Annotated in this window: 26 protein-coding genes; 3 read left to right on the top strand and 23 right to left on the bottom strand. The window is 42.6% G+C overall.

All coding sequences use genetic code 11. The features are described 5' to 3' along the window. Nucleotides 1-96 precede the first annotated feature (96 nt). The 21 genes from GKR48_RS04225 to yceD form a co-directional block, all read right to left on the bottom strand. Nucleotides 97-1,401 carry an NAD(P)/FAD-dependent oxidoreductase gene (locus GKR48_RS04225; protein WP_154627145.1) on the bottom strand — a complete coding sequence of 435 codons (1,305 nt, stop codon included), beginning with the start codon at nt 1,399-1,401 and terminating at the stop codon, nt 97-99. 297 nt (nt 1,402-1,698) lie between these two features. Further along, entirely contained in the window at nt 1,699-3,318 is a 1,620-nt protein-coding gene (locus GKR48_RS04230) for a bifunctional metallophosphatase/5'-nucleotidase (RefSeq protein WP_154627146.1), read from the bottom strand. Between the two features lie 17 nt (nt 3,319-3,335). Further along, the gene (locus GKR48_RS04235) at nt 3,336-4,685 is read right to left on the bottom strand and encodes an OprD family outer membrane porin (RefSeq protein WP_154627147.1); all 1,350 of its coding nucleotides are present in this window, start codon (nt 4,683-4,685) and stop codon (nt 3,336-3,338) included. Nucleotides 4,686-5,616: 931 nt separating this feature from the next. After that, entirely contained in the window at nt 5,617-6,654 is a 1,038-nt protein-coding gene (nagZ, locus tag GKR48_RS04240; RefSeq protein WP_442959361.1) for a beta-N-acetylhexosaminidase, read from the bottom strand. 53 nt (nt 6,655-6,707) lie between these two features. Continuing rightward, nucleotides 6,708-7,592, bottom strand: coding sequence for a phosphotransferase (locus GKR48_RS04245; RefSeq protein WP_154627149.1), 885 nt, complete (start codon nt 7,590-7,592; stop codon nt 6,708-6,710). Continuing rightward, on the bottom strand, nt 7,585-8,178 hold the full coding sequence (gene lpoB / locus GKR48_RS04250; protein WP_154603583.1) for a penicillin-binding protein activator LpoB: 594 nt from the start codon (nt 8,176-8,178) through the stop codon (nt 7,585-7,587). Before lpoB ends, GKR48_RS04245 begins: the two co-directional genes overlap by 8 nt. Then, nucleotides 8,175-8,594, bottom strand: a complete 420-nt coding sequence (locus GKR48_RS04255; protein ID WP_154627150.1) for a YcfL family protein — start codon at nt 8,592-8,594, stop codon at nt 8,175-8,177. Before GKR48_RS04255 ends, lpoB begins: the two co-directional genes overlap by 4 nt. A 6-nt stretch (nt 8,595-8,600) precedes the next feature. Beyond that, nucleotides 8,601-8,951 carry a purine nucleoside phosphoramidase gene (gene hinT / locus GKR48_RS04260; RefSeq protein WP_006660814.1) on the bottom strand — a complete coding sequence of 117 codons (351 nt, stop codon included), beginning with the start codon at nt 8,949-8,951 and terminating at the stop codon, nt 8,601-8,603. A 33-nt stretch (nt 8,952-8,984) separates the two neighbouring features. Further along, nucleotides 8,985-9,767, bottom strand: coding sequence for a metal-dependent hydrolase (locus GKR48_RS04265; RefSeq protein ID WP_154603581.1), 783 nt, complete (start codon nt 9,765-9,767; stop codon nt 8,985-8,987). A gap of 12 nt (nt 9,768-9,779) precedes the next feature. Further along, a complete protein-coding gene (holB, locus tag GKR48_RS04270) occupies nt 9,780-10,772 on the bottom strand; it encodes a DNA polymerase III subunit delta' (RefSeq protein WP_154627151.1) in 993 nt (330 codons plus the stop codon). Nucleotides 10,773-10,782: 10 nt separating this feature from the next. Further along, the gene (gene tmk / locus GKR48_RS04275; RefSeq protein ID WP_154627152.1) at nt 10,783-11,409 is read right to left on the bottom strand and encodes a dTMP kinase; all 627 of its coding nucleotides are present in this window, start codon (nt 11,407-11,409) and stop codon (nt 10,783-10,785) included. A gap of 8 nt (nt 11,410-11,417) precedes the next feature. Next, the gene (gene mltG / locus GKR48_RS04280) at nt 11,418-12,440 is read right to left on the bottom strand and encodes an endolytic transglycosylase MltG (protein ID WP_154627153.1); all 1,023 of its coding nucleotides are present in this window, start codon (nt 12,438-12,440) and stop codon (nt 11,418-11,420) included. Nucleotides 12,441-12,500: 60 nt separating this feature from the next. Further along, nucleotides 12,501-13,328, bottom strand: coding sequence for an aminodeoxychorismate lyase (pabC, locus tag GKR48_RS04285; protein WP_154627154.1), 828 nt, complete (start codon nt 13,326-13,328; stop codon nt 12,501-12,503). A 148-nt stretch (nt 13,329-13,476) separates the two neighbouring features. Beyond that, nucleotides 13,477-14,727, bottom strand: a complete 1,251-nt coding sequence (fabF, locus tag GKR48_RS04290) for a beta-ketoacyl-ACP synthase II (protein WP_272521746.1) — start codon at nt 14,725-14,727, stop codon at nt 13,477-13,479. A gap of 78 nt (nt 14,728-14,805) precedes the next feature. Beyond that, nucleotides 14,806-15,039 carry an acyl carrier protein gene (gene acpP / locus GKR48_RS04295; protein ID WP_006660807.1) on the bottom strand — a complete coding sequence of 78 codons (234 nt, stop codon included), beginning with the start codon at nt 15,037-15,039 and terminating at the stop codon, nt 14,806-14,808. Nucleotides 15,040-15,195: 156 nt separating this feature from the next. Further along, nucleotides 15,196-15,930, bottom strand: a complete 735-nt coding sequence (gene fabG / locus GKR48_RS04300) for a 3-oxoacyl-ACP reductase FabG (RefSeq protein WP_154627155.1) — start codon at nt 15,928-15,930, stop codon at nt 15,196-15,198. 8 nt (nt 15,931-15,938) lie between these two features. After that, on the bottom strand, nt 15,939-16,871 hold the full coding sequence (fabD, locus tag GKR48_RS04305; protein ID WP_154627156.1) for an ACP S-malonyltransferase: 933 nt from the start codon (nt 16,869-16,871) through the stop codon (nt 15,939-15,941). Between the two features lie 18 nt (nt 16,872-16,889). Beyond that, the gene (locus GKR48_RS04310; RefSeq protein ID WP_154627157.1) at nt 16,890-17,840 is read right to left on the bottom strand and encodes a beta-ketoacyl-ACP synthase III; all 951 of its coding nucleotides are present in this window, start codon (nt 17,838-17,840) and stop codon (nt 16,890-16,892) included. Nucleotides 17,841-17,843: 3 nt separating this feature from the next. Next, entirely contained in the window at nt 17,844-18,884 is a 1,041-nt protein-coding gene (gene plsX, locus GKR48_RS04315) for a phosphate acyltransferase PlsX (protein ID WP_071992158.1), read from the bottom strand. A gap of 11 nt (nt 18,885-18,895) precedes the next feature. Continuing rightward, nucleotides 18,896-19,066, bottom strand: coding sequence for a 50S ribosomal protein L32 (rpmF, locus tag GKR48_RS04320; protein ID WP_006660802.1), 171 nt, complete (start codon nt 19,064-19,066; stop codon nt 18,896-18,898). 12 nt (nt 19,067-19,078) lie between these two features. Beyond that, nucleotides 19,079-19,603, bottom strand: a complete 525-nt coding sequence (gene yceD, locus GKR48_RS04325; RefSeq protein ID WP_036953067.1) for a 23S rRNA accumulation protein YceD — start codon at nt 19,601-19,603, stop codon at nt 19,079-19,081. 142 nt (nt 19,604-19,745) lie between these two features. Between yceD and GKR48_RS04330 the strand changes: the two genes are divergently transcribed. Further along, on the top strand, nt 19,746-20,330 hold the full coding sequence (locus GKR48_RS04330) for a Maf family protein (RefSeq protein WP_154627158.1): 585 nt from the start codon (nt 19,746-19,748) through the stop codon (nt 20,328-20,330). A gap of 50 nt (nt 20,331-20,380) precedes the next feature. On the opposite strand, the gene rluC is transcribed toward GKR48_RS04330, so the two are convergent. After that, nucleotides 20,381-21,337: a 23S rRNA pseudouridine(955/2504/2580) synthase RluC gene (gene rluC, locus GKR48_RS04335; RefSeq protein ID WP_036953062.1), complete on the bottom strand. Its 957-nt coding sequence runs from the start codon at nt 21,335-21,337 to the stop codon at nt 20,381-20,383. Between the two features lie 616 nt (nt 21,338-21,953). On the opposite strand from rluC, the gene rne reads away from it, so the two are divergent. Beyond that, complete coding sequence (gene rne / locus GKR48_RS04340) at nt 21,954-25,142, top strand: ribonuclease E (protein WP_154627159.1); 3,189 nt, start codon at nt 21,954-21,956, stop codon at nt 25,140-25,142. 490 nt (nt 25,143-25,632) lie between these two features. Further along, nucleotides 25,633-26,229 carry a colicin-like pore-forming protein gene (locus tag GKR48_RS04345; RefSeq protein WP_230088581.1) on the top strand — a complete coding sequence of 199 codons (597 nt, stop codon included), beginning with the start codon at nt 25,633-25,635 and terminating at the stop codon, nt 26,227-26,229. A gap of 27 nt (nt 26,230-26,256) precedes the next feature. Here the strand turns inward: GKR48_RS04345 and GKR48_RS04350 are convergent, their stop codons facing one another. Beyond that, nucleotides 26,257-26,541 carry a colicin E1 family microcin immunity protein gene (locus GKR48_RS04350; protein ID WP_230088583.1) on the bottom strand — a complete coding sequence of 95 codons (285 nt, stop codon included), beginning with the start codon at nt 26,539-26,541 and terminating at the stop codon, nt 26,257-26,259. Between the last annotated feature and the right edge of the window lie 12 nt (nt 26,542-26,553).

Raw genomic sequence — 26,553 nt, forward strand, 5'->3', positions numbered from 1 at the left:
ATACATCTTTATTCTGATTGGAGGATACACACGATTATTCACTGATAACCGTGTGTATTCTTACGATTGCAGTAGCGAAAAAACAATAACCACCGATTAATGTAATTTCAGTTTAGGCCGAATAATACGGTTAATACTGCCAACCAACATCATTAAGCCCGTTTTTATATAGCCATGTAAGGCAATTTGGTGCATTCGATATAGGGAAATGTAGACGAAACGAGCTATGCGCCCTTCCACCATCATATCTCCGCGCATTAGGTTCCCCATCAAACTACCCACGGTACTAAAGCGAGATAACGAAACGAGTGAACCATGATCTTTGTAAATGTAGTTTTTCAGTGGCTTATTTTTCATTAATGCCACGATATTGTCATAGCAAAGGCTTGCCATTTGATGAGCAGATTGCGCGCGCGGTGGAACAAAGCCGCCTTCCGGTTTTGCGCAAGACGCACAGTCACCAATCGCGAAAATTCCATCATCCAACGTGGTTTGCAGTGTCGGCTTAACCACCAACTGATTGATACGGTTGGTTTCTAATCCTGCAATATCTTTCATAAAATCAGGTGCTTTGATCCCTGCAGCCCATACCATTAAGTCCGCATAAATTTTGCCATCTTCTTTGGTATTTAAGCCATCGGCATCCGCGCTGGTCACCATGGTCTTGGTTAATACTTTCACGCCCAATTTATTCAGTTCTTGGTGTGCAGCGCTTGAAATACGCGGTGGTAATGCAGGTAAAATACGCTCACCCGCTTCCACTAACGTCACATTTAACGCATCAGTGTCTAACCCTTTAAAACCATAGCTCGTTAACTGCTCCACCGCATTATACAATTCAGCAGAAAGCTCCACCCCCGTTGCCCCACCGCCGACAATGGCGATATTCACTTTTTCTTCCGCATTATCACGTACTGAATAACGCAAGAATAAATTCAGCATTTCATCGTGAAAACGGTGAGCTTGTGCAGGACTATCAAGGAAAATGCAGTTTTCTTTTACACCTGGGGTACCAAAATCATTCGAGGCACTTCCCAACGCCATGACTAAAATATCGTAATCAATTTCACGCAATGGCACTAACAACTCGCCATCTTTGTCACGCAATTCACCGAGAACCACTTTTTTATTTTCTCGGTCGATATTCGTGAGGGAGCCTAATTGGAAGTGAAATGCATTGTGACGAGCATGGGCTAAATAACTGATAGCATCAACACCATCATCCAGTGAGCCTGTTGCGACTTCATGAAGTAATGGTTTCCATAAATGACTTGGATTACGGTCAATCAGCGTGATATCCGCACGTTTTTTACGCCCTAATTTACGTCCTAAACGTGTTGCCAGTTCTAAACCACCAGCACCACCGCCTACAACAACGATTTTAGGTTGAGTTAAGGTCATACGCCCCTCATATAAAATATATTAATGTTATTTAAGATTTCTAATAACAAAAAACTTAAATAACACTAATTCACCATGTTTTATTTTGTTTGGGTTTGAAGAATACCACGCTTGGGTATTTGGTCATACCAAATGTTGATGCAAATCAATTTAGTTGATTATTATGACAACGATCACGCTCGTCAAATCATTTTTTGAAAAAAAAGAAACGAGTCAGCTTTATTTCACTTAGAGACAAAAAAGCCCGAGAATGGCGTTATTCTCGGGCTTGGAAACCTAACATTTTGTGAGGGTATTTTACTTCACTTTCTTAATACGCTCGTCCGTCGGTAACTGAATTGGCGAATTATCTTTGAAGTATTTCATCAGCGCTTCGTTATCCGGCAAGCTATAGATACGATCTTTACCTTGTTTAAAGGCAGAGAAACGGCTACCACCAGTTGCCAGAAATTCATTGGCAGCTACACGATAGCTTTTTTTCATATCGATTGGCTTGCCATTTAATTTCATGGAGCCTGCAATCACTTTGTCACCTACCGCACGACTATCATCCCATTCGTAATAAAAACCGTGGGAAACTGGCATGACTTGCGGGCGTTCACGATCCCACTGTTGCTCTAACGCTTGTTTAATTTGTGCTCCAGTTAATGATTGCGTAACGACCACATTCGAGAATGGCTGTACCGTAAAGATATCGCCGTAGGTCAGTTCCCCTGCTTTAAGATCAGCACGAATACCACCGCTGTTCATAAAGGCAATTTGTGCGCCGCCTGCATCTGGAGTAGCAGCAGCATATAATTGAGCATCCGCGATAATCTTACCTAATGTTGAATCGCCACCCGCCGCTAATTTCTTATCCGCAGGCGCACTCAACGTCCCCATGACTTGCTCAGCAATCGGTTTAGAAATGCGTTCATAGTTTTGGATAAAACGGCTTAATTGTGGATCTTTTTCATAACGGCTGGTTTCAACCGGAATGTTTTTCGCATTAATACTGACGATATCGTTGGTTTTTCTATCAATTTCAATATTTAATTGAGACAGTAATGTCCCGTTCGATTGTGCTGAAATGACTTTTTTACCATTAATATCACAGTTATACGCTTGATGCGTATGCCCGCTCACCACAAAGTCCACATCGGCATCGAGCTGCTTAACGATCTCAACAATAGGTCCTTTGATGTTATCGCAACGGTTAATATCTTTCACCTTGGTATCCACTTGCTGAGTTGCCCCTTCGTGGATCAACACACCAATGCTACGAATACCTTGCGCCTTAAGCAATTTCACCTGTTGATTAATGGTTTCGGCTTCATTTTTAAACTCTAAGCCTGCAGTACCACTTGGCGTTACGATGGCAGGCGTACCTTCCAGCGTTAAACCAATAAATGCCATTGGCACACCATCAAATTTCTTAACGTAGTAAGATGGGAATAGTGTTTCACCGGTCTCTTTGACAATCACGTTCGCGGCTAAATAGTTAAAATCAGCACCGGCAAAAGACTCTTTACCCACACAGCCTGCGGTTGGATGGCATCCGCCATTTTGCTTTCTCAGTAACTCGATTTTGCCTTTATCGAACTCATGGTTACCGACAGCACTGGTCTCAAGACCAATTGCACTAAGCGCTTCAATGGAGGGTTCATCGTAGAACATGGATGACAGTAATGGACTCGCGCCCACTAAATCCCCTGCGCCCACAATAATGGTGTTGTCGTTTTCTGCTTTTAATTGCTTGACCAGTGTCGCAATGGATTCGATTCCACCGAGTTTACCATCCCCCGGCGCTTGTAATGCACCGTGGAAATCGTTAATACCAATGACTTGAACTTTTACGGTATCGCTCTGTTTCGTGGCACAGCCTGCTAATAAAGCACCTGATACCAGCAATGTCACTAAACTGATTTTATGATTCATCTATTCATTGCCCCCAATTACATTTTAAAGCGATAAGTGGTTGTCATCGAACCGGACAACGAGTGCGCACGACGTGACTCACCGTCATACAGTTTTGGTGTGGAGTTATCAGACTCTTGCTGATGGTGCCAACCCATACCGCCACTTAATGAGACTGACAGGTTCTCAGTTGGTTTCCAGTAAGTAAATAAGCCAACCTGACCTTGTTTTAAACGCTCACCTGAGTAAGAGAATTCACTGTAGTTACTGTTAGCCCCGACAGACCAAGTTGGATTAACTTGATATTCTGCTTTTAACGCCAGCATGGTTTCGCCATCACGCACATAGTCGATATCTGCATAAGCTGGTGAATTAAAACGTCCACGGGTGTTACCAATTGGGTTACGTGCAAATTGCCCTACGCCATTGGTTTTATGTGCTGTGGTATGCGTGATACCCGTCATTAAAGTCCACGGCGTTTCTGGGACACGCCACTCAATTTCACCCGCATAGTGCCAAGCACGCTTATCAAAGTTTTGTTTGCCACGTTTGGTATCTGTCGATGTACGCTTACCATCGCTACCGTATTCATGACCATAAATTTGAGAAGATAAGGTGATATCTGAGTTTAGCTTATATTTGATTTCTAAGCCTTGTTGACGGAAAACATCATCGGCCTGACCAATAAAGTAAGAGGCTTTCAATGGTTTGGTATTGTAGTTAATGCCACCCGTAACCACATGGTTGATATCATGATTAACACCATTTCCGTCACGGAAATACATTCTGTCAATGTTCGGACTATCTCGACGCATTACTTTGCCATCAAGATAGAGTAAATCTAAGTTCCAATCGCTAATTGCGGTGTTGGTATAATAACCATTATAGGTGTTTAAAGATAAACGCTGGGAGTTGGTAAAAATACCTTTATTTTTCAACGTGAACCAACCCGCTTTACCTTTGAAATTAACGGGTTCAAAGTCTAATTTGAATTTAGCGTAACGTTGACCAATTTTGTTATAGCCTTTCGCTTCACCATCATCGTTATATAAAATCGCTCGGGAGGCGAAGTCTTTACTTGCCGCCAATTTGATCGCGCCATAATAAGAGGCATCAAACCCGATAAAATCGGCAAAATATCCGGATTGGTAATCTAACTGAATATTCTGACCCCAAGCTTGTGCGACTTGTTTTCTGTAACGCTGCTCATTGGCATCGTAACGATTTTCTGACTTCAGGTATTTCCACATATTTCGTGTAGAAAGCTCTAACTCAGAGTCTGCAACAAATGAGTTTTCCTTGATGGCATTTTCCCAATCGCCAGCATTAGCCCCAAATGCAACGAAACAAGATGGAAACAATATTAACGCTATTTTTTTGACTTTCATTTAAATTAAACCTAGTCGTGATTATTAGAATATAACTACCCGCACCCAATTTTTATTGGGCGTTATGACACCTTGCTATCTTTCAATAAGTAACAATTTTATTTAGCTTTAATTACTGCAATAGTCTTTAATGATTATTTAATTTAAGTTGCACCCTCTATTCTTTAAGCACAATTTATTTTCTGGGCATTAAGAATAAAATTTAATTATTTTATAAGTCGAAATAATTAATCCAAACATACGGATTTGATTTAAGTTCACACTATGATTTCAGACTTATTTGGGCAATATTCAACCGCACTCTTAAGGAGCGTTTTGAGTTGATATTCATAATGAAAAAGTATGCTAACGTAATTTTGTGTCAATTAACACGATCAGAGTCACAACAAACCAGATAGATTGCAAATCACACATCATTCGATGTGATATCAATCACTTTATTGGCTATTGCATCTATTAATTGAACTTCATATTTAAACAATAATTTTGCTATTTTAATCGCCTATATTTTAATGAAATGTTATTTACTAAAGTAAAATAATATTTTTATTTAAACCAATAATATTGAAGCATGGCCTAGCTCTCCATTTTAAATAAATAGCCAAGTCAATCATTCTGTTTTTAAGCAATATACTGGTTTGTTCCGTCACAATGGAGAGTATTTATCACATATAGATAGATTATTTAACGCAAAATTTTTATTTGGACTAGGAATTATTCCTGGTTAATTCCATGTAGCAGCCAATATTGATGCGTATTTTTTACACATATATTAAATATAGATACAGTATTACTAATCAAATAGGACAATCTCTTTCCTTGTTCCTATTTAATTTATACCAATAAGGTTACCCGTAACTTATTCAGTGAATTTAAGATAAAAAAAACCGATGGGTTATTATCCCATCGGTTCATTTTCAACACGATTTAATTAGCGGCTACGGTGTTCTTGCCATTTTTCATGTAATTCGACTAATTGACGGTGACTTTGCTTCCAACGATCCACAGATTGTAGCTCATTCAATGAATACTGGCGGCCACTGTGATACAGCTTAGAAGCGCGGCTGTGATTTTGTTTCGGTAAGTAATCCAATACGCTCACAGCACCTTCACGATTATTACAAACAAGGATCATGTCGCAGCCCGCATTCAATGATGCTTTCGCTCTTTCTGGATAACTGCCCATAATGGCAGCACCTTCCATCGATAAATCATCAGAGAAGATAACGCCATCAAAACCAAGCTGCTCACGTAATACCGATTTTAGCCAGAATGGTGAACCACTCGCAGGACGATCGTCCGCTTGAGTATAAACCACGTGGGCTGGCATAATAGCATCAAGCAATTCACGCTGAATAAAGTCTTTAAAAATAGACATGTCTTTGCCGCGAATTTGCTCAAGTGGGCGGTCATCTCGTGGCGTTTCTTTATGGGAATCGGCTTTGACGGCGCCGTGCCCTGGGAAGTGTTTACCTGTGGTTTTCATTCCTGCGCTGTGCATACCGCGAATAAAACGCTCTGCCATCACCATTGCAATTTCAGGATCTGCGTGGAATGAACGCTCACCAATGGCGATGCTTTCGTGCCCTAAATCCAACACAGGGGCAAAGCTAATATCGATATCCATAGCAATCATTTCTGCGGCCATTAACCAGCCTGCTTCTTGTGCTAATTTAGCACCATCCATCTGGTTGTTCAGTGCAGCAAAAGCTTGCGCGGAAGGTAGTGCGGTAAATCCATCACGAAAACGCTGTACACGGCCACCTTCTTGATCCACAGCAATCAATAAACGGTGTCTTGATGCATCACGGATTTGTCGCACTAACTCACGCAACTGTGCCGCATCATGGAAGTTACGGGTAAATAAAATCAACCCGCCTACCAGTGGATGAGCTAAAATTTCACGCTCTTCATTGTCCAGTTCATAACCCTGAACATCCAGCATTATCGGACCCATAACATGCCTCACTTGATTAATTTTCACAAATTCTTGTGTATTCACTGAGATTTTATATTGCCCAATCAAAGACCAAAATAGTCTCGTAATGGGGAAGAATCATTTAAAAACTGCGCTTCTTGACGCTGGCACCACTGAACTTCATACCACATTAACGTCATGTATTTGACCCATGGCTCCCATTGTATGCAGTGCTCTGCCAAACGGGGTTTATCTTTATAGGCACCATAGGTGTGACAATATTGCGTCAAGAAATAATCTCGTTGTTCTACCGTCAGGCTATTGAATTGAAAATAGGTTTCTAGAGACAAACCAATATCGGTATTTGCTGCATATTCCCAATCCACTAGCATTTTTGGTACCCCTTGCTCACACAGCACATTGCCCGGATGAATATCCATATGGGCGGGAGCGAGCTTTAACACCCTTGGCATTGGCGTGCGGAGGAAGCGACGATGTATTCGCTTCCAGTGTGCAGAGACTCTTTTATTATCAATTAAATAGCCATAATGAGCAATCTCATTACGTAACGATAGCCGGTAATTTAATACGTCATGATTATGGAGCTTAGCAACGATCCCTGCCAAGTTTTTTTGAAATTCAAAGGAAAGAAATTGTTCGCGGCTAGGATGGTCTCCATTAACCCATTCCAATAATAACCAATGGGCATTCCGCCCAATGACTTGTGGGGAATAAGAAAAATCTTTCAGTTCCTTAAGAACATGCGCTTCTTTACGGCGATTAACATACAACGCATTTTGCGCTTGCCCATCTGAGCGGGCGATTAATTTAATGGAAGGAACCGTGTCTTGGGTTTGAGTAGAGTTTCGATATTCAACTAAATAGCTGCCACCCGATAACCCTGCTAATGGAGAGACTTCCCAGCATGATGCTAAAACTGCTGGGAAGCATTCAGAAAGTAATGCAAACAGTGATAATTGATTACTCAATACTCTGTTTTCCAGACCACACAATTTCACCGGTTTGCACTTCCATTAACTGCATTTCAATGCTGCGTTCTTTGGTAGAGCCTGACATGACACTGTAAATCACATACTGAGCTTGGACATAACGCCCTAAACCAATCGCTTTACTGCGAGTTACCAGACTATCATCCTGTGACAATCCCAACGTTTTACGAGCAGCACTGACGACGCCTTGAGGAACCACTTTAAACTTATTGGTTTTCATGACTTCATTGGTTAATGCTGCCGTTACTGCCTGTGAAGGCAAGCTTCCGCTGGTATTATTTTTGACAGAATCGACCAGTAAGACTTTGCCACTTTCAACGCCATCATCCGCCACCATTTTATTGACTAATGGCTGTAATGCCCCAGCCCAATCAATGGTTTGCTGCTTTGGTGGCATCGGTACTGTATCCGTTGGTGGTGGTGGCGTTAATTCCGGCTGCTTTTCAGGCTGTTTCGGTGTTCCACCTGGTTCAACAGGAACAATTGGGGGTTTAGGCCCTTGAGGGACTGACGGACAACCTGCCAAAATAAATGCTGCTGCTGCGACCAATAAGATCCGTTTCATTGTGACTCTCCAGCCATTGAAGGTAAGAAAACATAGATACGCGCATTACGTGCAAGCGGGGATGTCGTGACCTCTTTTAGCATCACTGACGAATTAGCAGGGATGACTTGAGGTTGACTCTTTGTTGAATCCACTCTCAGTCCTTGCTCGTCATACCAAAAGATACGATACATCACAGTGACCGGTTTCTTTTCAATATTGCTCATATTGATCGTTGCGGTCGCCGTTACGCTACCGACCTTGATCACTGGTTTTTCTACAATCACGCCCGCGGCTAGCACGGAAGGCTCCATCACGATGCGCTGCTGATCATTAAATGATAACCCTGTTTTTTTGTTCCAAGCACAACCACTGAGAAACAGCATGAGCAAGCCCAGTGTGGCGATGTATTTTAAGGTTGATGCAGCGCGTTTCATGATGAATTACTTAGCCAATAATGGGCCTAATGGACGTCCACCCACTAAGTGCATATGAATGTGGAAGACTTCTTGTCCTGAATGCTTGTTGCAGTTCATAATCAGGCGATAGCCATCTTCTGCAATCCCTTCTTCTTTCGCAATTTTCGCCGCCACGGTAAATAAGCGCCCTAATGCCAGCTCATCATCAACCGTCACATCATTTACGGTTGGAATTAATTTGTTCGGAATGATCAAAATATGCGTCGGCGCTTGTGCCGCGATATCACGAAATGCTGTGACCAGTTCGTCTTGATATACGATCTCAGACGGAATTTCACGTCGAATAATTTTACTGAAAATAGTCTCTTCTGCCATGACAAATTCCTTAATAATTTAATAGTTATCTATTTATTGCCCAGCGCGTAAATGGAATAAACGGTTGAAGTTTTCGGTGGTGATTTGTGCCATTTCCTCAACACTCACTCCTTTCAATACAGCCATATACTCCACCACATCACGTACATACGCAGGTTGGTTCTCTTTACCACGATGCGGTACTGGGGCTAAGTAAGGTGAATCTGTTTCCACTAAAATTCTATCCAATGGCACAACTCGCGCAGCTTCTCGGATCTGTTCAGCATTACGGAACGTGACAATACCGGAAAAAGAGATGTACATCCCTAAGTCCAGTAAATCGATAGCCGTTTGTTGGTCTTCCGTAAAGCAGTGCAACACACCGCCACACTCATCAACTTTCTCTTCGCGTAAAATAGACAGTGTATCTTCTCGAGCGGAACGAGTATGCACAATCACTGGCTTATTCACTTGACGACCAATGCGAATATGCTGACGAAATGACTCTTGCTGCAGTGCCGCATTCTCTTGCTGATAATAGTAATCTAAGCCCGTTTCACCGAGCGCGACCACTTCACTCCCCGCCGCTAATTGCGCCAACTTTTCAAAATCATAACCTTCATCCAAGTTTAATGGATGAATACCGCAAGAAAACGCGACATTGTCGCGCTTTCCAATTAACTGTTTCATGCTTTCAAAACCTGGCAAGGTGGTTGCCACGGCCAACATAAAGCCGACATCTCGTGCAGATGCCTTTGCGATAACATCATCGACGTTAGTGTGTAATTTTTCATAATCTAAACAGTCGAGATGGCAGTGTGAATCAACAACAAACATAGTCTACTCTTTTTATCTTGAAGGCGAAGCGAATAACGCTTCCCAGTGTAATAATTGGTTGGTCAGGATCAATTCCTGGTTCAGCGCAGGCACGGTTAATAGCTGGTAACGACACGCTTGCCACTGGCTATACACATCCAATAGCTGCGAGCTGCTCATGGATGTTGCCAACAAAGTGACGCACGCCATTTTATCTTGGTTAACAACATACTGCCCTGCTTTTTGCTGCAATTTTATGCCATCGGCAATTAACCCGAGTAGCCAATTAATGCATTCAGGCCCATTGTCGGTATTTAACGCTGGCAGAAGCTTTAAAAAATCTTTCTGACGTAAGCTCTGCTCTAACTCGTTGCACAATAGCAGACGTCGTTGCCACTGCGCCGGCTCAAGCAACTGTAATGCGGCAACAGGCGCGCCTTGACACAAGGTTAACGCAGTCACGGCATCCTCTACAGATAAACCCGCCTGCTGTTTTTGCAGCCAATACAACGCAACTTGCTGATCAGGCGCAGGTAAAAAGTGAGTTAAACAGCGGCTTCTTAATGTCGCCAGCAAGCTATCTAATTTTTCACAGCCTAATAAAAAGTAGGTCTGCCCTGCGGGTTCTTCTAAGGTTTTGAGCAACGCGTTAGCCGCGGCATCCGTCAATACTTGTGCATCGGGAATGGAAACGACTTTTGCACCACTTTGCTGCGCATGACCACTTAATGTATCAGTTAGCTTACGAACCGCATCAACACTGATGGTCGTTTTCCCTTTTTCAGGTTCTAGAACATGATAATCAGGATGTGTGCCTGCCAACATTAAGCGGCAACTATGGCATTCTCCACAGCTTTTTAAACCATCTTTATTTTGGCAAATCAACCAACGGCTCACACCATAGCTTAATGCTTCAGCCCCATTGCCCGCTATTGAGTGAATCAACAACGCGTGGTGCCCACGTCCTGCTTGATAAGCGCTAATTAATTGACGGTAAGTTTCATTAAGCCATGGATACCAATTCATCATTAGCGCCTTATTTTGTCAGCCATGTCAGTAATGTGCTGCGAATATCGGCTTGCACTTGTTCAATATTTTGGCTCGCATCGATGGTTAAAATAGTGTCATCTGCCGCAGCCAGTTCTAAATAACGCGCTCGGGTGCGTTCAAAGAAAGCCAGCGATTCTTTCTCAATACGGTCTAATTCACCGCGAGAACGAGCGCGTTGTAAACCCAATTCTGGCGGTAAATCTAAATAAAGAGTCAGAGCTGGTTTAAATTCACCAAGCACTAAATCTCTTAATGAGGCCATTAAGTGGCGATCGATTTCACGACCACCACCTTGATAAGCTTGGGAGGATAAATCGTGTCTATCGCCAATGACCCATTTCCCAGCTTCAAGTGCGGGCTTGATTACTGTATCAACTAGCTGAACACGTGCCGCGTACAACATTAATAGTTCAGCTTTGTCGGTGACTCTATCACCTTCAATGCCTTGCTTTATCAATTCACGTAGTTTTTCTGCGAGCGGCGTACCACCCGGTTCTCGGGTAAATACCATATCATGGATGCCAGCTTGCTTTAATGTGTCAACAACGGTGTTGATTGCCGTCGTTTTACCCGCACCTTCTAATCCTTCAATAACAATAAATTGGTTTTTCATTTCGTTTATCAATTCTTTTGCTCTATTTGTCGGTAAACCTTAACAGCGCGGTTATGGTCATTAAGATTGCGACTAAAAGTATGTCCACCTGTACCATCGGCGACAAAGTATAAATAATCTGTTTTTGCTGGGTGAGCCGCCGCTTTTATTGAGGCAAGGCTCGGCATGGCAATTGGCGTTGGTGGTAAACCATCAATTTTATACGTGTTATACGCAGTGTAGTTATCTAAGTCACTGCGATAAATTTTACCACGATAATTTTCCCCTAACCCGTAAATAACCGTAGGGTCTGTTTGTAAGCGCATGTTTTTCTTCAAGCGATTCACAAACACCGAGGCAACCTGTGCACGTTCATTGTCCACGCCAGTCTCTTTTTCAACAATCGATGCCATGATCAACATTTCATAAGCATTCTTATAGGGTAGATCTTTATCGCGACCTTTCCACTCTTCTTCCACAGCGGCTTGCATTCGTTTATAAGCACGCTTGAGTATTTCAACGTCGCTGGTGCCCGCAGTGTATAAATAGGTATCAGGGTATAACCAACCTTCAAGATTATCGCCCTCTTTAAAATCCAGTATGGCATAGAGCTCAGTTGGTGTTGCATCTTGAGTTTTATGTTGCATATAAGGAGCATCACGCAAAATATTGCTCCAATCCGCCAGTTTGTTACCTTCAATAAAACGAATACTAAATTGTGCTTCTTTGCCACTGGCGATCAACGCTAATAATTGCTCCACCGTCATGTTTGGCTGTAAGCGATAGGTTCCCGCTTTGAACTGAGCTAATTCGGGGCGCGCTTTTAGAAGAAGTTGGAAATTATGCCCCTCTTCAATAAATTTTTCCTTGATAAGCAACCCTTCTAAGGCCACTCGCCCTGTCCCAGCAGGCACAGTAAAGATCGTCTCTTGGACAATGTTAATAGGCTTTTTCGCATAATCAAGAACTTGGCGATATTGCAGATACACTACAATTACGCCGATAACCGCAAGGACAAAGACAATCAGTGTTATTTTTTTCGCTAATTTCATTATGGGTCACTTAAATGTATTGTTTGTCGATGAATGATAAGAGTTAAATGGTTATCAGCTTTAAATTTGTCGCTGTAATAGTAAATACTCAAACAGTTCTCTTGATTGATAACTGATTGTTTTATCTTCTGAAAATCGGATGCTTTTCACCGGTAAAACCGGCATTAAAGCATTACAAATAATGACTTCATCACATTGAGTCAAAATGGCAGGAAAGCGCTCGACTTCTGCCAGATGGTACTGGCTATTATTGAGCTGCGCTATGATCTTTTGTCTCATTAATCCATTAACGCCGGAGTGACTAAGAATAGGCGTATAAACATCACGCCCTATACGCCAAAAAATATTGGCGCTACAGCATTCAACAATGACGCCATTCGTATCCAACACCACGGCTTCATCCAATTTAGCATCGTCAATTTCTTGGCGGATCAACACTTGCTCTAAGCGATTTAAGTGCTTCATACCTGCTAAGAGAGGATTGCGGCTTAATGGAATTTGGCTGAGCAATAACGATACCCCTTGGCACTGTAATGCGGCGTAGTGTTTTGGGAAAGGCGAAACCATTACGATGATTGTCGGGTGTTCAAACCCTTGAGAGCTATAACCTCGACCACCCTGCCCACGACTTAATATAACCTTCACCACAAACTCTTCATCAGTTTGTTGTTCACAAACCTCTTCAATATGTTGCGTCAGTTGTGGCCAATCTATCACTGGTAATTTGAGTCGAGCGGAATCTTGTTGTAAACGTAAAATATGCTTCTCTAACATTTTTGCTTGTTGATTCATGCCATGGATAGTCGTAAAGCAGCCATCACCAAAGGCAATAGCGCGATCGGTAATATCAATTTGTTGACAAGAAACCCCGTTAACCCAATAAGTCATGACCATTTCTTATAATAAAAGCTGATAAATCAGGCAGTAACATAGTGTGTAATATCATAAACTAAAGCAAAGAGTACTGCAAAAAGAAGGCAAAAATAAAGCCCCAGCATCAAAGACACTGGAGCTTAGAAATGCACGGTATTATTGATTATTCCGCGTGATAGCGACGGAAAATTAAGGAACCGTTAGTACCACCAAAGCCGAATGAGTTACACAGAGCATATTCCATGTTTTCAACTTTACGGGCTTCACCCGGAACAAAATCAAGCTTGCAACCTTCATCAGGATTATCTAAGTTGATTGTTGGTGGAATAATTTGGTCACACAGAGACAAAATAGTAAAGATAGATTCAATCGCGCCCGCAGCACCTAATAAGTGACCTGTCATGGATTTTGTTGAACTGACTAATACTTTTGTGTCTTCACCAAATACAGAGATAACCGCTTGCGCTTCCGCTAAGTCACCTGCTGGTGTTGATGTGCCGTGAGCATTGATATAGCCAATATCACTTGGCTTAATGCCTGCATCATTTAGCGCATTGACCATCGCTAATGCAGCGCCTTCACCATTTTCTGGTGGTGATGTCATGTGGTAAGCATCACTGCTCATACCAAAGCCCGCGACTTCTGCGTAAATTTTCGCACCACGCGCTTTAGCATGTTCATATTCTTCAAGCACGATAACCCCTGCTCCATCACCAAGAACAAAACCGTCACGGTCTTTGTCCCATGGGCGACTAGCCGCTTGTGGGTCATCATTACGGGTTGATAATGCACGTGCTGCACCAAAGCCCGCTACACCTAATGGTGTCGTTGCTTTTTCGGCACCACCTGCCAACATCACATCAGCATCACCGTACGCAATCATACGTGCTGCGTGCCCAATATTATGAACACCAGAAGTACATGCAGTAGCGATTGAGATGCTAGGACCACGGAAGCCATACATAATGCTTAAGTGACCAGCAACCATATTGATGATTGTTGAAGGTACAAAGAATGGGCTCACTTTGCGAGGACCACCGTGTAACATAGATTCACAGTTGTCTTGAATGAGACCTAACCCGCCAATACCAGAACCAATCGCCAAACCGATACGAGTAGCATTGGCTTCTGTTACTTCCAATTCAGCATCTTTGATAGCTTGATAGCCCGCAGCAATACCGTATTGAATAAATGGGTCCATCTTCTTCGCATCTTTGCGAGAGATGTCAAAATCTTCGTAGTTGAAATCTTTTACTAAGCCAGCAAATTTAGTTGCGTGGTTAGTAGTATCAAAATGATCGATTAGGCTGATACCACTCTGTCCGTCACAAACAGCTTTCCATGATGACTCAACTGCGTTGCCGACAGGAGATAACATGCCCAGTCCGGTTACGACTACACGACGCTTAGACACGTATGTCCTCCAAGGAGGGAATTAGTTACAAAAGAAACATAGGCGATCGAATGATCGCCTAGATAAGTTTTACCGCTATTACTCAGATGCTTTGACGTAGTCAATTGCAGCCTGTACTGTAGTGATCTTTTCAGCTTCTTCGTCAGGGATTTCGCAATCGAACTCTTCTTCCAGAGCCATAACCAGTTCTACTGTGTCAAGAGAATCAGCGCCCAAGTCATCAACAAATGAAGCTGTATTCACAACTTCTTCCTCTTTAACACCCAGTTGTTCAACGATGATTTTCTTAACGCGTTCTTCGATAGTGCTCATACTATTAAAATTCCTATCAAAACTCGCTTTCGCGATGGTTTTCGTAGTTTATGAAATACAGGAAAAGATACAACCCAATCCCGGCTGTGGAAACCATTATTTTGCATAATTTTGCATTAGGCAACACAAAAATATGCAAATGGTTCCCTCATTTCTTTAGATCATGTACATGCCACCATTGACATGCAATGTTTCACCTGTGATGTAAGCAGCTTCGTCAGAAGCTAAAAATGCTACAGCACTGGCAATTTCTTGTGCATCACCCAGTCTATCCGCAGGAACCTGAGATAAAATGCCTGCACGTTGTTCGTCTGTCAATGCCTTAGTCATATCAGTTTCGATAAAACCAGGCGCTACAACGTTAACAGTGATACCACGAGAAGCGACTTCACGAGCTAATGATTTACTAAAACCAATCAGCCCAGCTTTCGCTGCCGCGTAGTTTGTTTGTCCCGCATTTCCCATAACACCCACAACAGATGCAATGGAAATAATTCGTCCACAACGCTTTTTCATCATGGCACGCAAAACGGATTTAGACAAACGGTAAACGGATGAAAGATTCGTGTCAATAATATCTTGCCACTCATCATCCTTCATACGCATCAATAAGTTATCACGCGTAATACCTGCATTATTGACCAAAATATCAATTTCACCAAATTCCGCACGGATCTGGGTCAATGTTTCTTCAATTGATGCAGGATCTGTCACGTTTAACGCTAAGCCTTTACCTTTCCCATCTAAATAGGCCGTAATCGCTTCCGCGCCTTTTTCGCTTGTTGCCGTACCGATAACGGTCGCACCGCGTGCAGTTAAGGTTAAAGCGATTGCTTTACCGATCCCACGGCTCGCACCAGTTACCAGTGCAATTTTTCCTTCAAAGCTCATTGTCGTCCTCAGATAGTTTCTAAAGCCGAGTCTAATGATACAGGATCATTGACTGCAACGGCAGTTAAATTAGAGACAATTCGCTTGGTTAGACCAGTCAGAACTTTGCCTGGACCCATTTCAACCAATTGCTCAATACCTTGTTCCGCCATGAATTCGACTGTTTCAGTCCAGCGCACCGGATTATATAATTGGCGCACTAACGCATCACGGATATTTTTCGCAGACGTTTCCATTTTAACATCAACGTTGTTGATAACAGGATAGGCCGGCTCACAAAATTCAATTTTTTCTAATGCTTCAGCTAATTTATCTGCAGCTGGTTTCATTAATGCACAGTGGGAAGGCACGCTAACAGACAGTGGCAACGCACGTTTTGCGCCAGCTTCTTTACAAGCAGCACCTGCGCGCTCAACAGCAGCTTTTTCGCCGGCAATAACTACTTGGCCCGGTGAGTTAAAGTTCACAGGTGAAACCACTTGCCCTTGCGCTGCTTCTTTGCATGCTTTATCGATAGATTCGTTATCTAAACCGATGATTGCATACATTGCGCCAGTGCCTTCAGGAACCGCTTCTTGCATCAGTTTGCCGCGCAGTTCTACCAATTTAATGGCTTGTTTGAAGTCGATAACGCCCGCACAAACTAATGCTGAATATTCGCCAAGGCTGTGACCCGCCATCAACGTAGGCATTTTGCCATTTTTTGCTTGCCAAACACGGAAGATAGCCACTGACGCTGCTAATAATGCAGGTTGAGTCTGCCATGTTTTGTTTAATTCTTCTTCTGGTCCATTTTGAACTAATGCCCAGAGATCGTAACCCAATGCTTCAGACGCTTCAGCGAATGTTTCTTTAACCAGCTGATTTTGTTCTGCTAAATCAGCTAACATCCCTAAAGATTGGGAACCTTGTCCCGGGAATACCATAGCAAATTGTGTCATGTCTGTTTTCTCAGTAAATTAAAAACGAACCAGTGCGGAGCCCCAAGTAAAGCCGCCACCAAATGCTTCTAATAACACTAATTGGCCACGCTGAATGCGACCATCGCGCACTGCTTCATCGAGTGCTGTTGGGACTGATGCCGCAGAAGTATTTCCATGACGATCCAGCGTAACAACCACTTTATCCATGGTCATATCCAATTTTTTTGCGGTCGCGGAAATAATTCGTAAATTTGCTTGATGTGGTACTAACCAATCAAGTTCTTCTTTTGCAATGTCGTTTTGTGCCAATGTCTCATCGACAATATGGGCTAATTCACGCACAGCAACTTTGAATACTTCATTACCTGTCATGGACAAGTAAGCTTGGTCATCTGAACAGCGGCTACGGTTTGGTAAGGAGAGTAAATCCCCATAACGCCCGTCGGCATGTAGATGCGTAGAAATGATCCCGGGTTCTTCAGAAGCACCGATCACCACAGCACCCGCGGCATCACCAAATAGAATAATGGTTCCGCGATCATTTGGGTCTAAAGTTTTAGATAACGCATCCGCACCAATTACCAGTGCTTTTTTGGTCATGCCCGTTTTAACGAACTGATCAGCGATACTGATAGCATAAGTAAAACCAGCACAAGCCGCTGCCACATCAAATGCCGCGCAATCATTAATTTCCAGCATTTGCTGAATTTGACACGCTGCGCTTGGGAATGCGTGAGTTGCGGAGGTTGTCGCGACAATAATTAAACCAATTTCACTGCTGTCGACCTGTGCCATTTCCAGCGCATTTTTTGCTGCTTGGAAACCCATTGTGGACACGTTCTCATCGGCAGCTGAAATTCGTCTCTCTTTAATACCCGTACGCGTTACAATCCATTCATCAGAAGTATCAACCATTTTTTCCAGATCAGCATTGGTACGAACTTGCGATGGCAAATAGCTGCCTGTTCCTAATATTTTACTGTACATAGGTTATTGATCACTCCTGGGTAAAACAATATTAAGTCGAGCTGTTATTCTTTCGGGAACTTGTCGTTCAACAGCCTGTACCGCACGCTCAATGGCGGCTTTAAACGCATTTTCATTCGCTGCGCCATGGCTTTTGATAACAATCCCTTTTAATCCTAACAGAGTCGCGCCGTTATACTGGTCGGGGTTCATATCCCCAAAACGCTTCATTAGCCGTTTTTTCAACCATTTCTTAGCGAGTTGCATAAACCAACTGCTTTTTTTGTTCTCTTCACCGGCTGATTTTAACAATGAAAGAATGACACGAATCACCCCTTCCATTGTTTTTAGTGAGACATTACCTGCGAAGCCGTCACACACTAATACATCTGTTTTACCTGTCAGCAACTCGTTGCCTTCAACATAACCAATGTAATTAATTGACGCCGTTTCTTTCAACATAGCGGCGGCTTCGCGGATATTGTCCAGCCCTTTACTCTCTTCTTCACCAATATTGAGTAAAGCGACTTTAGGTTGATTGATGTTGGCAACTTCTTCCGCCATCACTGAACCCATCACTGCAAACTGCACGAGCATTTCACTGCTGCAATTCACGTTAGCCCCTAAATCGAGGACAACGGTTTTTCCTTTTTTCTGATTTGGCAAAATGGTCATTAACGCTGGGCGTTCAATGCCTTCAATTGATTTTAACATCAATTTTGCCAAGCCCATCAGTGCACCAGTATTACCCGCACTCACACAAGCCTGTGCTTGGCCTGTCTTCACTAACTCTAATGCCACTCGCATTGATGTCCCTTTGCTTTGGCGAATTGCGTGGGATGGCTTGGCATCGTTAGCAATGACGTTTTCGGCAGGGATAATTTCGATACGCGAAATTTGCTCCGCACTTTGTTGTGCAAGCAAAGGATGAATGGCTTCGGGTTGACCGACAAGCAGTAATTTTAATGCTGGATTAGATGCCAGTGCCTGCAATGCAGCAGGCACCGTGACGCGGGGACCAACATCCCCGCCCATGGCATCTAACGCGATGGTTAGACTAGCCAAAGTATCAACAATTACTTGCTGATAACCTTACGGCCACGGTAGTAACCATCTGCAGTCACGTGGTGACGCAGGTGAGTTTCACCGGAAGTTTTATCTACAGAAACTAGGGTAGCAGTCAGTGCATCATGTGAACGACGCATACCGCGTTTTGAACGAGTTGGTTTATTCTGTTGTACGGCCATTGACCTTACTCCTTAAGTACTTTTCTTTAAACTGGCTAATACGGCAAATGGATTTGGTTTCTCTACCTCAGGAGGTAGTTCACCATACACCATGTCCGCTTCGGACACTTCACAGTGTTCAGAATCATGAACCGGAACCACTGGTAGGGATAGAATTATTTCATCTTCTAACATTCCCAGCAAATTTATTTCACCAAATTCATCTACATAAACTGGTTCATACTGTTCCGGTAATGCTTCGGCCTTTTCGTCACTGACGACAGGACTAAAACAATACGATACGTAGACATGATGTTTGAAATCTTTTCTGCAACGTTGGCATTGTAGGGTGACATCCAATTCAGAATGCCCCTCTATGACCGTCAAGCGCTGATTATCAATTTTAAATGATAATTTGCTTTCAACATCACTATCTACACTGACTACTGATTCGGCAATTCGTGTAACTTGCTCAGGTGTGTAACTCCCGACATAGTCGAGGTTTTTCTGAGCTGCACGCTGCGCATCGATAGTCAGGGGTAATTTTACCTTTTGCATAAGGCGCGCATATTAACTTTGTAATGAACTATAGTCAAAGAAAAAGGCGGGATAAACTCGCCTTTTCACCAAAAAATCGCCGGTTAAGCGGATATAGTTTAAAATGAGTTAACCCTTTTGGCTATGAGTTTCGAGAAAAATCATGAAATCGATTATTTTGGCGTCAACCTCTGAATACCGACAAGCCTTACTGAAGAAGCTGGGCATCCCATTTCTTGCTGCTGCGCCCAACATTGATGAAACCCCAGTTCTACAGGAATCGGCTCAAGCTTTAGTGCTGCGCTTATCTCACGAAAAGGCCAATGCTTTGGCTCAACAATATCCACAGCATTTAATTATTGGCTCTGACCAAGTTTGCGTCATTGACGATAAAATCGTCGGAAAACCGCATAATTTTAATAATGCTTTTAAACAACTCAAAGCAGCGTCAGGTCATCGGGTGACTTTTTATACTGGACTTTGCTTATTAGATAGTGCGACAGGTAAATTTAATCTTCAGTGCGAACCCTTCGATGTCTATTTTAGGCAGCTCACTGATGAAGAGATCACACAATATCTGAATAAAGACGAGCCTTATCAATGCGCGGGGAGTTTTAAATCGGAAGGATTAGGCATTAGCCTGTTTGATAAGCTTTCGGGGCGAGATCCAAACACGTTGATTGGTTTGCCAACTATTTTATTGCTGGAAATGTTACGCCAGCATGGCGTCAATCCACTCTTAGACTAAAGAATAAGGTTAGCTAACCTGCTGGGAATCGCTAACCTTTATTATTACTGTTACTGTGCTTTTTTCGCTCTCAAGACTTTCAGGCACTGATTCAAATCATTATGTAGAGGTGCAACGACTCGCATCTCTTCACCTGTTTTTGGATGAGTAAATTTCAGTGAATAGGCGTGCAAGAACAAGCGCTTCAGTCCTGTATCTGCCAGCTGGCTATCAAATTGCCTATCTCCATAACGATCATCAAAAGCAATTGGATGACCTGCGTGTAAAGTATGTACGCGGATCTGATGAGTACGTCCAGTCACAGGGCTCGCCTTAACTAGCGTCGCATTTTCAAATCGCTCTTCGACTTTAAAACGCGTTTCAGACGGCTTCCCTTCACTACTGACTCGAACAATACGCTCACCGCTTTGCAAAATATTTTTCAATAAGGGAGCTTGTACAACTTTAGTATGTGACTGCCAATTGCCACGCACTAACGCTAAATAATCTTTTTGCATCTGTTTTAAACGTAATTGTTCGTGAAGCGCACGTAGAGCTGAGCGTTTTTTGGCGACTAACAATATCCCCGAAGTATCTCGGTCTAAACGATGCACTAGCTCCAGAAAGCGTGCTTCAGGACGTAACGCACGCAGTCCCTCAATAACCCCAAAGCTCAAGCCACTACCACCATGAACTGCGGTGCCTGATGGCTTATTGATGACTAAAATGGATTCGTCTTCAAATAGAATGCAGTCCGTTAATGCTGCTACCTTATCCAATTTCGCTGAAACTGGTGCAGTTTCACGCTCAGCAACACGCACTGGCGGGACGCGAACTTGATCCCCTTCGAGTAATTTGTATTCAGGCTTAATTCGCCCTTTGTTGACGCGCACTTCACCTTTACGGATGATGCGATAAATCATGCTCTTAGGAACACCTTTTAACTTGCTCAGCAAGAAATTATCTATGCGTTGCCCTGCTTCGTCATCGCTAATATCAATAAATTGGACTTGGTTTTCTGTTTTCATTCGGGAATGCGTTAACTCTGATTGATGAATAAATAGTCTCACTTACATCGGTATATCATACCGACTCCACGAATTTTTTTATGTTTTTTTTTAAATTGGTCAATTTCTGCATGATTGGCTCAATTTCTTAATAAAATTTCCATATAACTTACGTTGCACTTGCTATAATGCACTTGGCAATGGAATAATAAGCGGTGCCAAGATGTTTAAAAACGAAAATTGGCTTTGCTATGTTAGCTTTAGGTGTTTTTGCACTTTCGGCTATAATTATTTTTAGCTAGTAGAATACAAGTTAGACGTAATACTGTAGGAATTTATTATTTGATGGCGTAACGATGCTGCAATGGCGTAAGACATCTAACTAAATCAAATAAATTAGCGAGCAACGAATTTTAGCTTATTGGGTTGGGAGTCTCCGTTTTCTAAGAAATCTACGGCATCCTGATTAAGAACGCTGAATTTTTAATCTAAAAATCAGGTTCACCGAATACTGCGCGCCTCTATACGAACGACTGCCGAGAGGTAGACGGCTTTGTAAAAATCATGAGGCCATCGGTTTACAGTAGCTCCTTCTTTCGCTGCTCTATTATTTAAAAAATAATGAGTAAGTAATAACATGAAAAGAATGCTAATCAACGCAACTCAACAGGAAGAGTTGCGTGTTGCCCTTGTTGACGGGCAACGACTCTACGATTTGGATATTGAAAGCCCAGGTCATGAGCAAAAAAAAGCCAACATTTATAAAGGTAAAATCACCCGTATTGAACCAAGCCTCGAAGCTGCTTTTGTTGATTATGGCGCTGAAAGACACGGTTTCCTGCCTATCAAAGAAATCGCTCGCGAATACTTCCCTAGCAATTATCACTCCCAAGGTCGTCCTAACATCAAAGATGTGCTGAAAGAAGGCCAAGAGGTTATTGTTCAAGTTGATAAAGAAGAACGTGGTAACAAAGGTGCAGCCTTAACCACATTCATCAGCTTAGCGGGTAGTTATTTAGTTCTGATGCCAAACAACCCACGTGCCGGTGGTATTTCTCGCCGCATCGAAGGTGAAGACCGTACAGAATTAAAAGAAGCATTATCTTGCTTAGAAATTCCAGATGGCATGGGGCTAATCGTCCGTACTGCGGGTGTGGGTAAATCAGCAGAATCCCTGCAACAAGATTTGCTGTACCGCTTACGCCACTGGGAAGCGATTCAAAAAGCAGCTGAAAACCGTCCAGCTCCATTCTTAATCCACCAAGAAAGTAATGTGATCGTCCGTGCTTTCCGTGATTATTTACGTCCTGACATCGGCGAAATCCTCATCGATAACCCGAAAGTGGTTGAGATGGCACGTAACCATATCGAAGCGATTGGTCGTGGTGATTTTGCTAGCAAAATTAAACATTATAGTGGCGATGTTCCTCTGTTTAGTCACTATCAAATCGAATCTCAAATCGAATCTGCGTTCCAACGTGAAGTGCGTTTACCTTCTGGCGGTGCGTTAGTTATCGATACAACCGAAGCATTAACGGCTATTGATATCAACTCCTCACGCTCAACCCGTGGTGGTGATATCGAAGAAACTGCATTCAACACAAACCTTGAAGCCGCTGACGAAATTGCACGTCAATTACGTTTACGTGACTTAGGTGGACTGATTGTTATCGACTTTATCGATATGACTCCAGTTCGCCACCAGCGTGAAGTTGAAAACCGCCTACGTGAAGCCGTTCGCCAAGACCGCGCGCGTATTCAAATCGCGCGTATTTCACGCTTTGGTCTGTTAGAAATGTCTCGTCAGCGTCTTAGCCCATCATTGGGTGAGTCCAGCCATCACGTCTGCCCACGCTGTACAGGTACGGGTACTATCCGTGATAACGAATCGCTGTCACTGTCAGTACTGCGTTTAATCGAAGAAGAAGCACTGAAAGAAAATACCCATGAAGTGCATGCGATTGTCCCTGTGCAAATCGCGTCATACCTGTTAAACGAAAAACGCCAAGCCGTTACGGAAATTGAACAACGTCAGCGTAACGTTCGCGTTGTGATTGTACCGAATGACCAGATGCAAACGCCTCACTTCCACGTCATCCGTATCCGTAAAGGTGAAGAAGTTCAAACCCTGAGCTACAACTTAGCCCAGTATCATGAAACTGAAACCTTAAACCACGGTGAAGAAGCGACGACTGAGCGTAAAGTACCTGAACAACCTGCTATTTCAGCATTTGCACTGCAAGAGCCAGTTGAAGTTCCTGCACTGAAACCAAAAGAAGCTCCGGCTAAAGCACCCGTTCGTGCCAAAGTGGATGAGCAACCTAAAGTTGGTTTATTTAGCAAAATTGCGGCTTTCTTTAAAGGCCTCTTTGCTGAAGAAGAAAAAGCCGTTGAAAAACCAGCGCAGAAACCACGTCAGAATAACAATGACCGTCGCCGCAATAATGATCGTCGTCGCAATAATAACGACCGCCGTAATAACAATCGTCGCGACCGCGATGATAATTACGAAAATCGTGATAACCGCGACAATCGCGATAACCGTAATAATCGCAATGCACAATCTGAAGATGCTGCAAACCGCAACAAGGGACGTAATAACAAGAATACGAACCAAGTTGAAGAGCAAACTACTGACAGTGCAAACCGCGAAAATCAGCAGCAACGTCGTGATCAGCGTGCAGAACGTCGCCGTCGTCAAGATGAAAAACGTCAACAACAAACTGCAAAAATGCAGCAAGATAACCAGCAAAACGCTGTTGATAATGCCGCTGTAGAGAAAGATGAAGAAGAACAACGCCCTGTTGCTCCTCGTCGTCAACGCCGTCAATTAACACAAAAAATTCGTGTGACTGACAATGACCAAGCAGCAGAAACTTCACTGGTTGCTGATACCGCCATTGTTGCAGAAAAATCTGCACCGATTGCGGCATTACCAGTAGCAGTGAATGTTGAGAAAAAACAATCTCATGTTTCTCTGGACGAAGGTGACAACTTAGCGACTAACTCAGAACAATTAGATGATGATGAAAAACAAGACACCATCATTCCACGCCGTTCTCGTCGTTCACCTCGTCATCTGCGTGTGAGTGGTCAGCGTCGCCGCCGTTACCGTGATGAGCGTCATCTGAATAAATCACCAATGCCTTTAGCGGCGGCTGTAGCCTCCCCTGAATTGGCCTCTGGTAAAGTGTTTATTCGCTACCCTGTTGTTCAGCCTCAACAAGAAAGCATGGCTATCATGACCAATGAAGAGATGCTGGAACAACAAAATACCGTTCAAGCGCCTGTGGTAGCTGCACCGATTGAACATGTTGAAGTGAAAGCCGAGCTCACTGAAGCCCCAGTTGTTACTGAAACTGTTATCGAAGCACCGAAAGTAGAAACTGAATCCAGCGTTGTTGTTGAAGCCGCTGCAATGGAAAGCGATGTTGTTGAGAATGTTGTTGCTGAAAATATAGCAACAGACGTTATCGAAGAGACAAAATCAGCTGTCGTTGAAACTCTGGTTGAAGTCCCTGTCGCTGAAGAAATCAAAACGGTTGTTGAACCTGTCGTTGCAGATGTGGTAATTGAAACCGCAGTGACTGCAGCAGTCGTTGAAACTGCCGTGATTGAACCCGCTCCAACAACAAATACAGTTAGCTTACATAAGCGCCATGCATACTCACCAATGACGAAAGCCCCAGCGCCTGCTGTAATGGCGTCAGACTTTGAAATTAAAGAGTATCAACGTGAGCCATCAACCTTTGAATCTAAAGGTGCAGGTGGGCATGTGGCAGCCAATGTTGCGACATCAGAAATGGCAAAACCTGCTAGCGTCTGATTTTAGCAAGTCACTGACGAAAGCCTTGATGGGAAACTATCAAGGCTTTTTTTTGCCAAAAAAAATTGGGCCTGTTGTAATTTATTAAATACTAACGAAATTTATCATCTTAAAGCCTTTGACGAAATATCGTAGATAACTGCATTGTACATTTGCATAAAAGACATATGTACCGTGGGAAAGCACACTTAATGAGGATATTTCTATGGATTATGATTATACACAAATAGACCATTGGAAAAATGGCCAGGCCATGCCTATGCAAGCGATGGTGTATTACTACTCCCAACCCTTCATGTAAGTTACAACAGAATTCTGCCTGACCACATTCTGAATGCGATGGCAAAAGGATTATGCGGAGTTTGTGGGATCGGTAATTGCTGTTTCGAAAAGACATCTCCTTATAAAAAAAATGTTAAGCGCCTATCACAGTGGACAACTTGAATTAATGTATACCATTTATTGGCGCTCTTTTGGCGGGTTGTACCCAATGATGAAACCGAAAATAGAGCAGGATTTAAATGAAATAAATAAAATAGAGTCAGAGGAGATTAAGGAGTCAGTTAAATTTACAACTGATTTTTATAAAGACGTTTTTAATACCTATGGAGAAAAAGCAGAAAAACTGGCTAAAACTATAGCGGAGCAATCCAGAGGAAAAAGGATTCGTAATGTTGAAGATGCATTAAGAGCTTATGATAAATATAAAACTAATATTAATAAAAAAATCGATACTAAAAACCGGAAAATTATTGCATCAGCATTAGAATCACTCAACGTTGATGAGATTGCAAAAAACTTGAAAAAATTCAGTAAAGGCATGGGCCTTGTAAGCTATTCAATTGATGCTAACGACCTAAGAATTGAATTGGTTAAAGCCGTAGAAACTGATAATTGGAGACCATTTTTTGTGAAAGTAGAAACTATATTAATAGGAATTAGTGCTACGGGTATTGCTGGTTTAGGTTTTAGTTTTTTATTAGGTGGACCAGTTGGTATATTAGGCTATGGACTCATACTTGCCGGAATAGGGTCTCTAATTGATGATAGCTTGGTAGAAAAAGCAAATAAGCTAGTTGGTCTATAGTAAGCCACAAGAAGGCAGTTCATTTGATTACTGCCATCTTTTTATAAATATAGTTATTATAAATATTAACGTTATTGGAATTGCGAAGGAAAAAACAACACCATGATACAAAGCTAATCCTCCAGCCTTACTTGGAGTGTCCATCAACAAGCCTCTACTCCAAAATTCTTTAGTAGTAAAAATTAAAAAAAAGCTTTCCACAGCCCATTTAGCCAGCGGGAAAATTACAATACCAATAATGCTTATCAGTATAATTAATGGTTTATATTTAAGCTCATTATCTAAACAAGAGTATAAAAATAATGAACCCATAAACCATCCCCA

The organism is Providencia sp. wls1943 (assembly GCF_009706275.1).
GTDB lineage: Bacteria > Pseudomonadota > Gammaproteobacteria > Enterobacterales > Enterobacteriaceae > Providencia > Providencia zhijiangensis.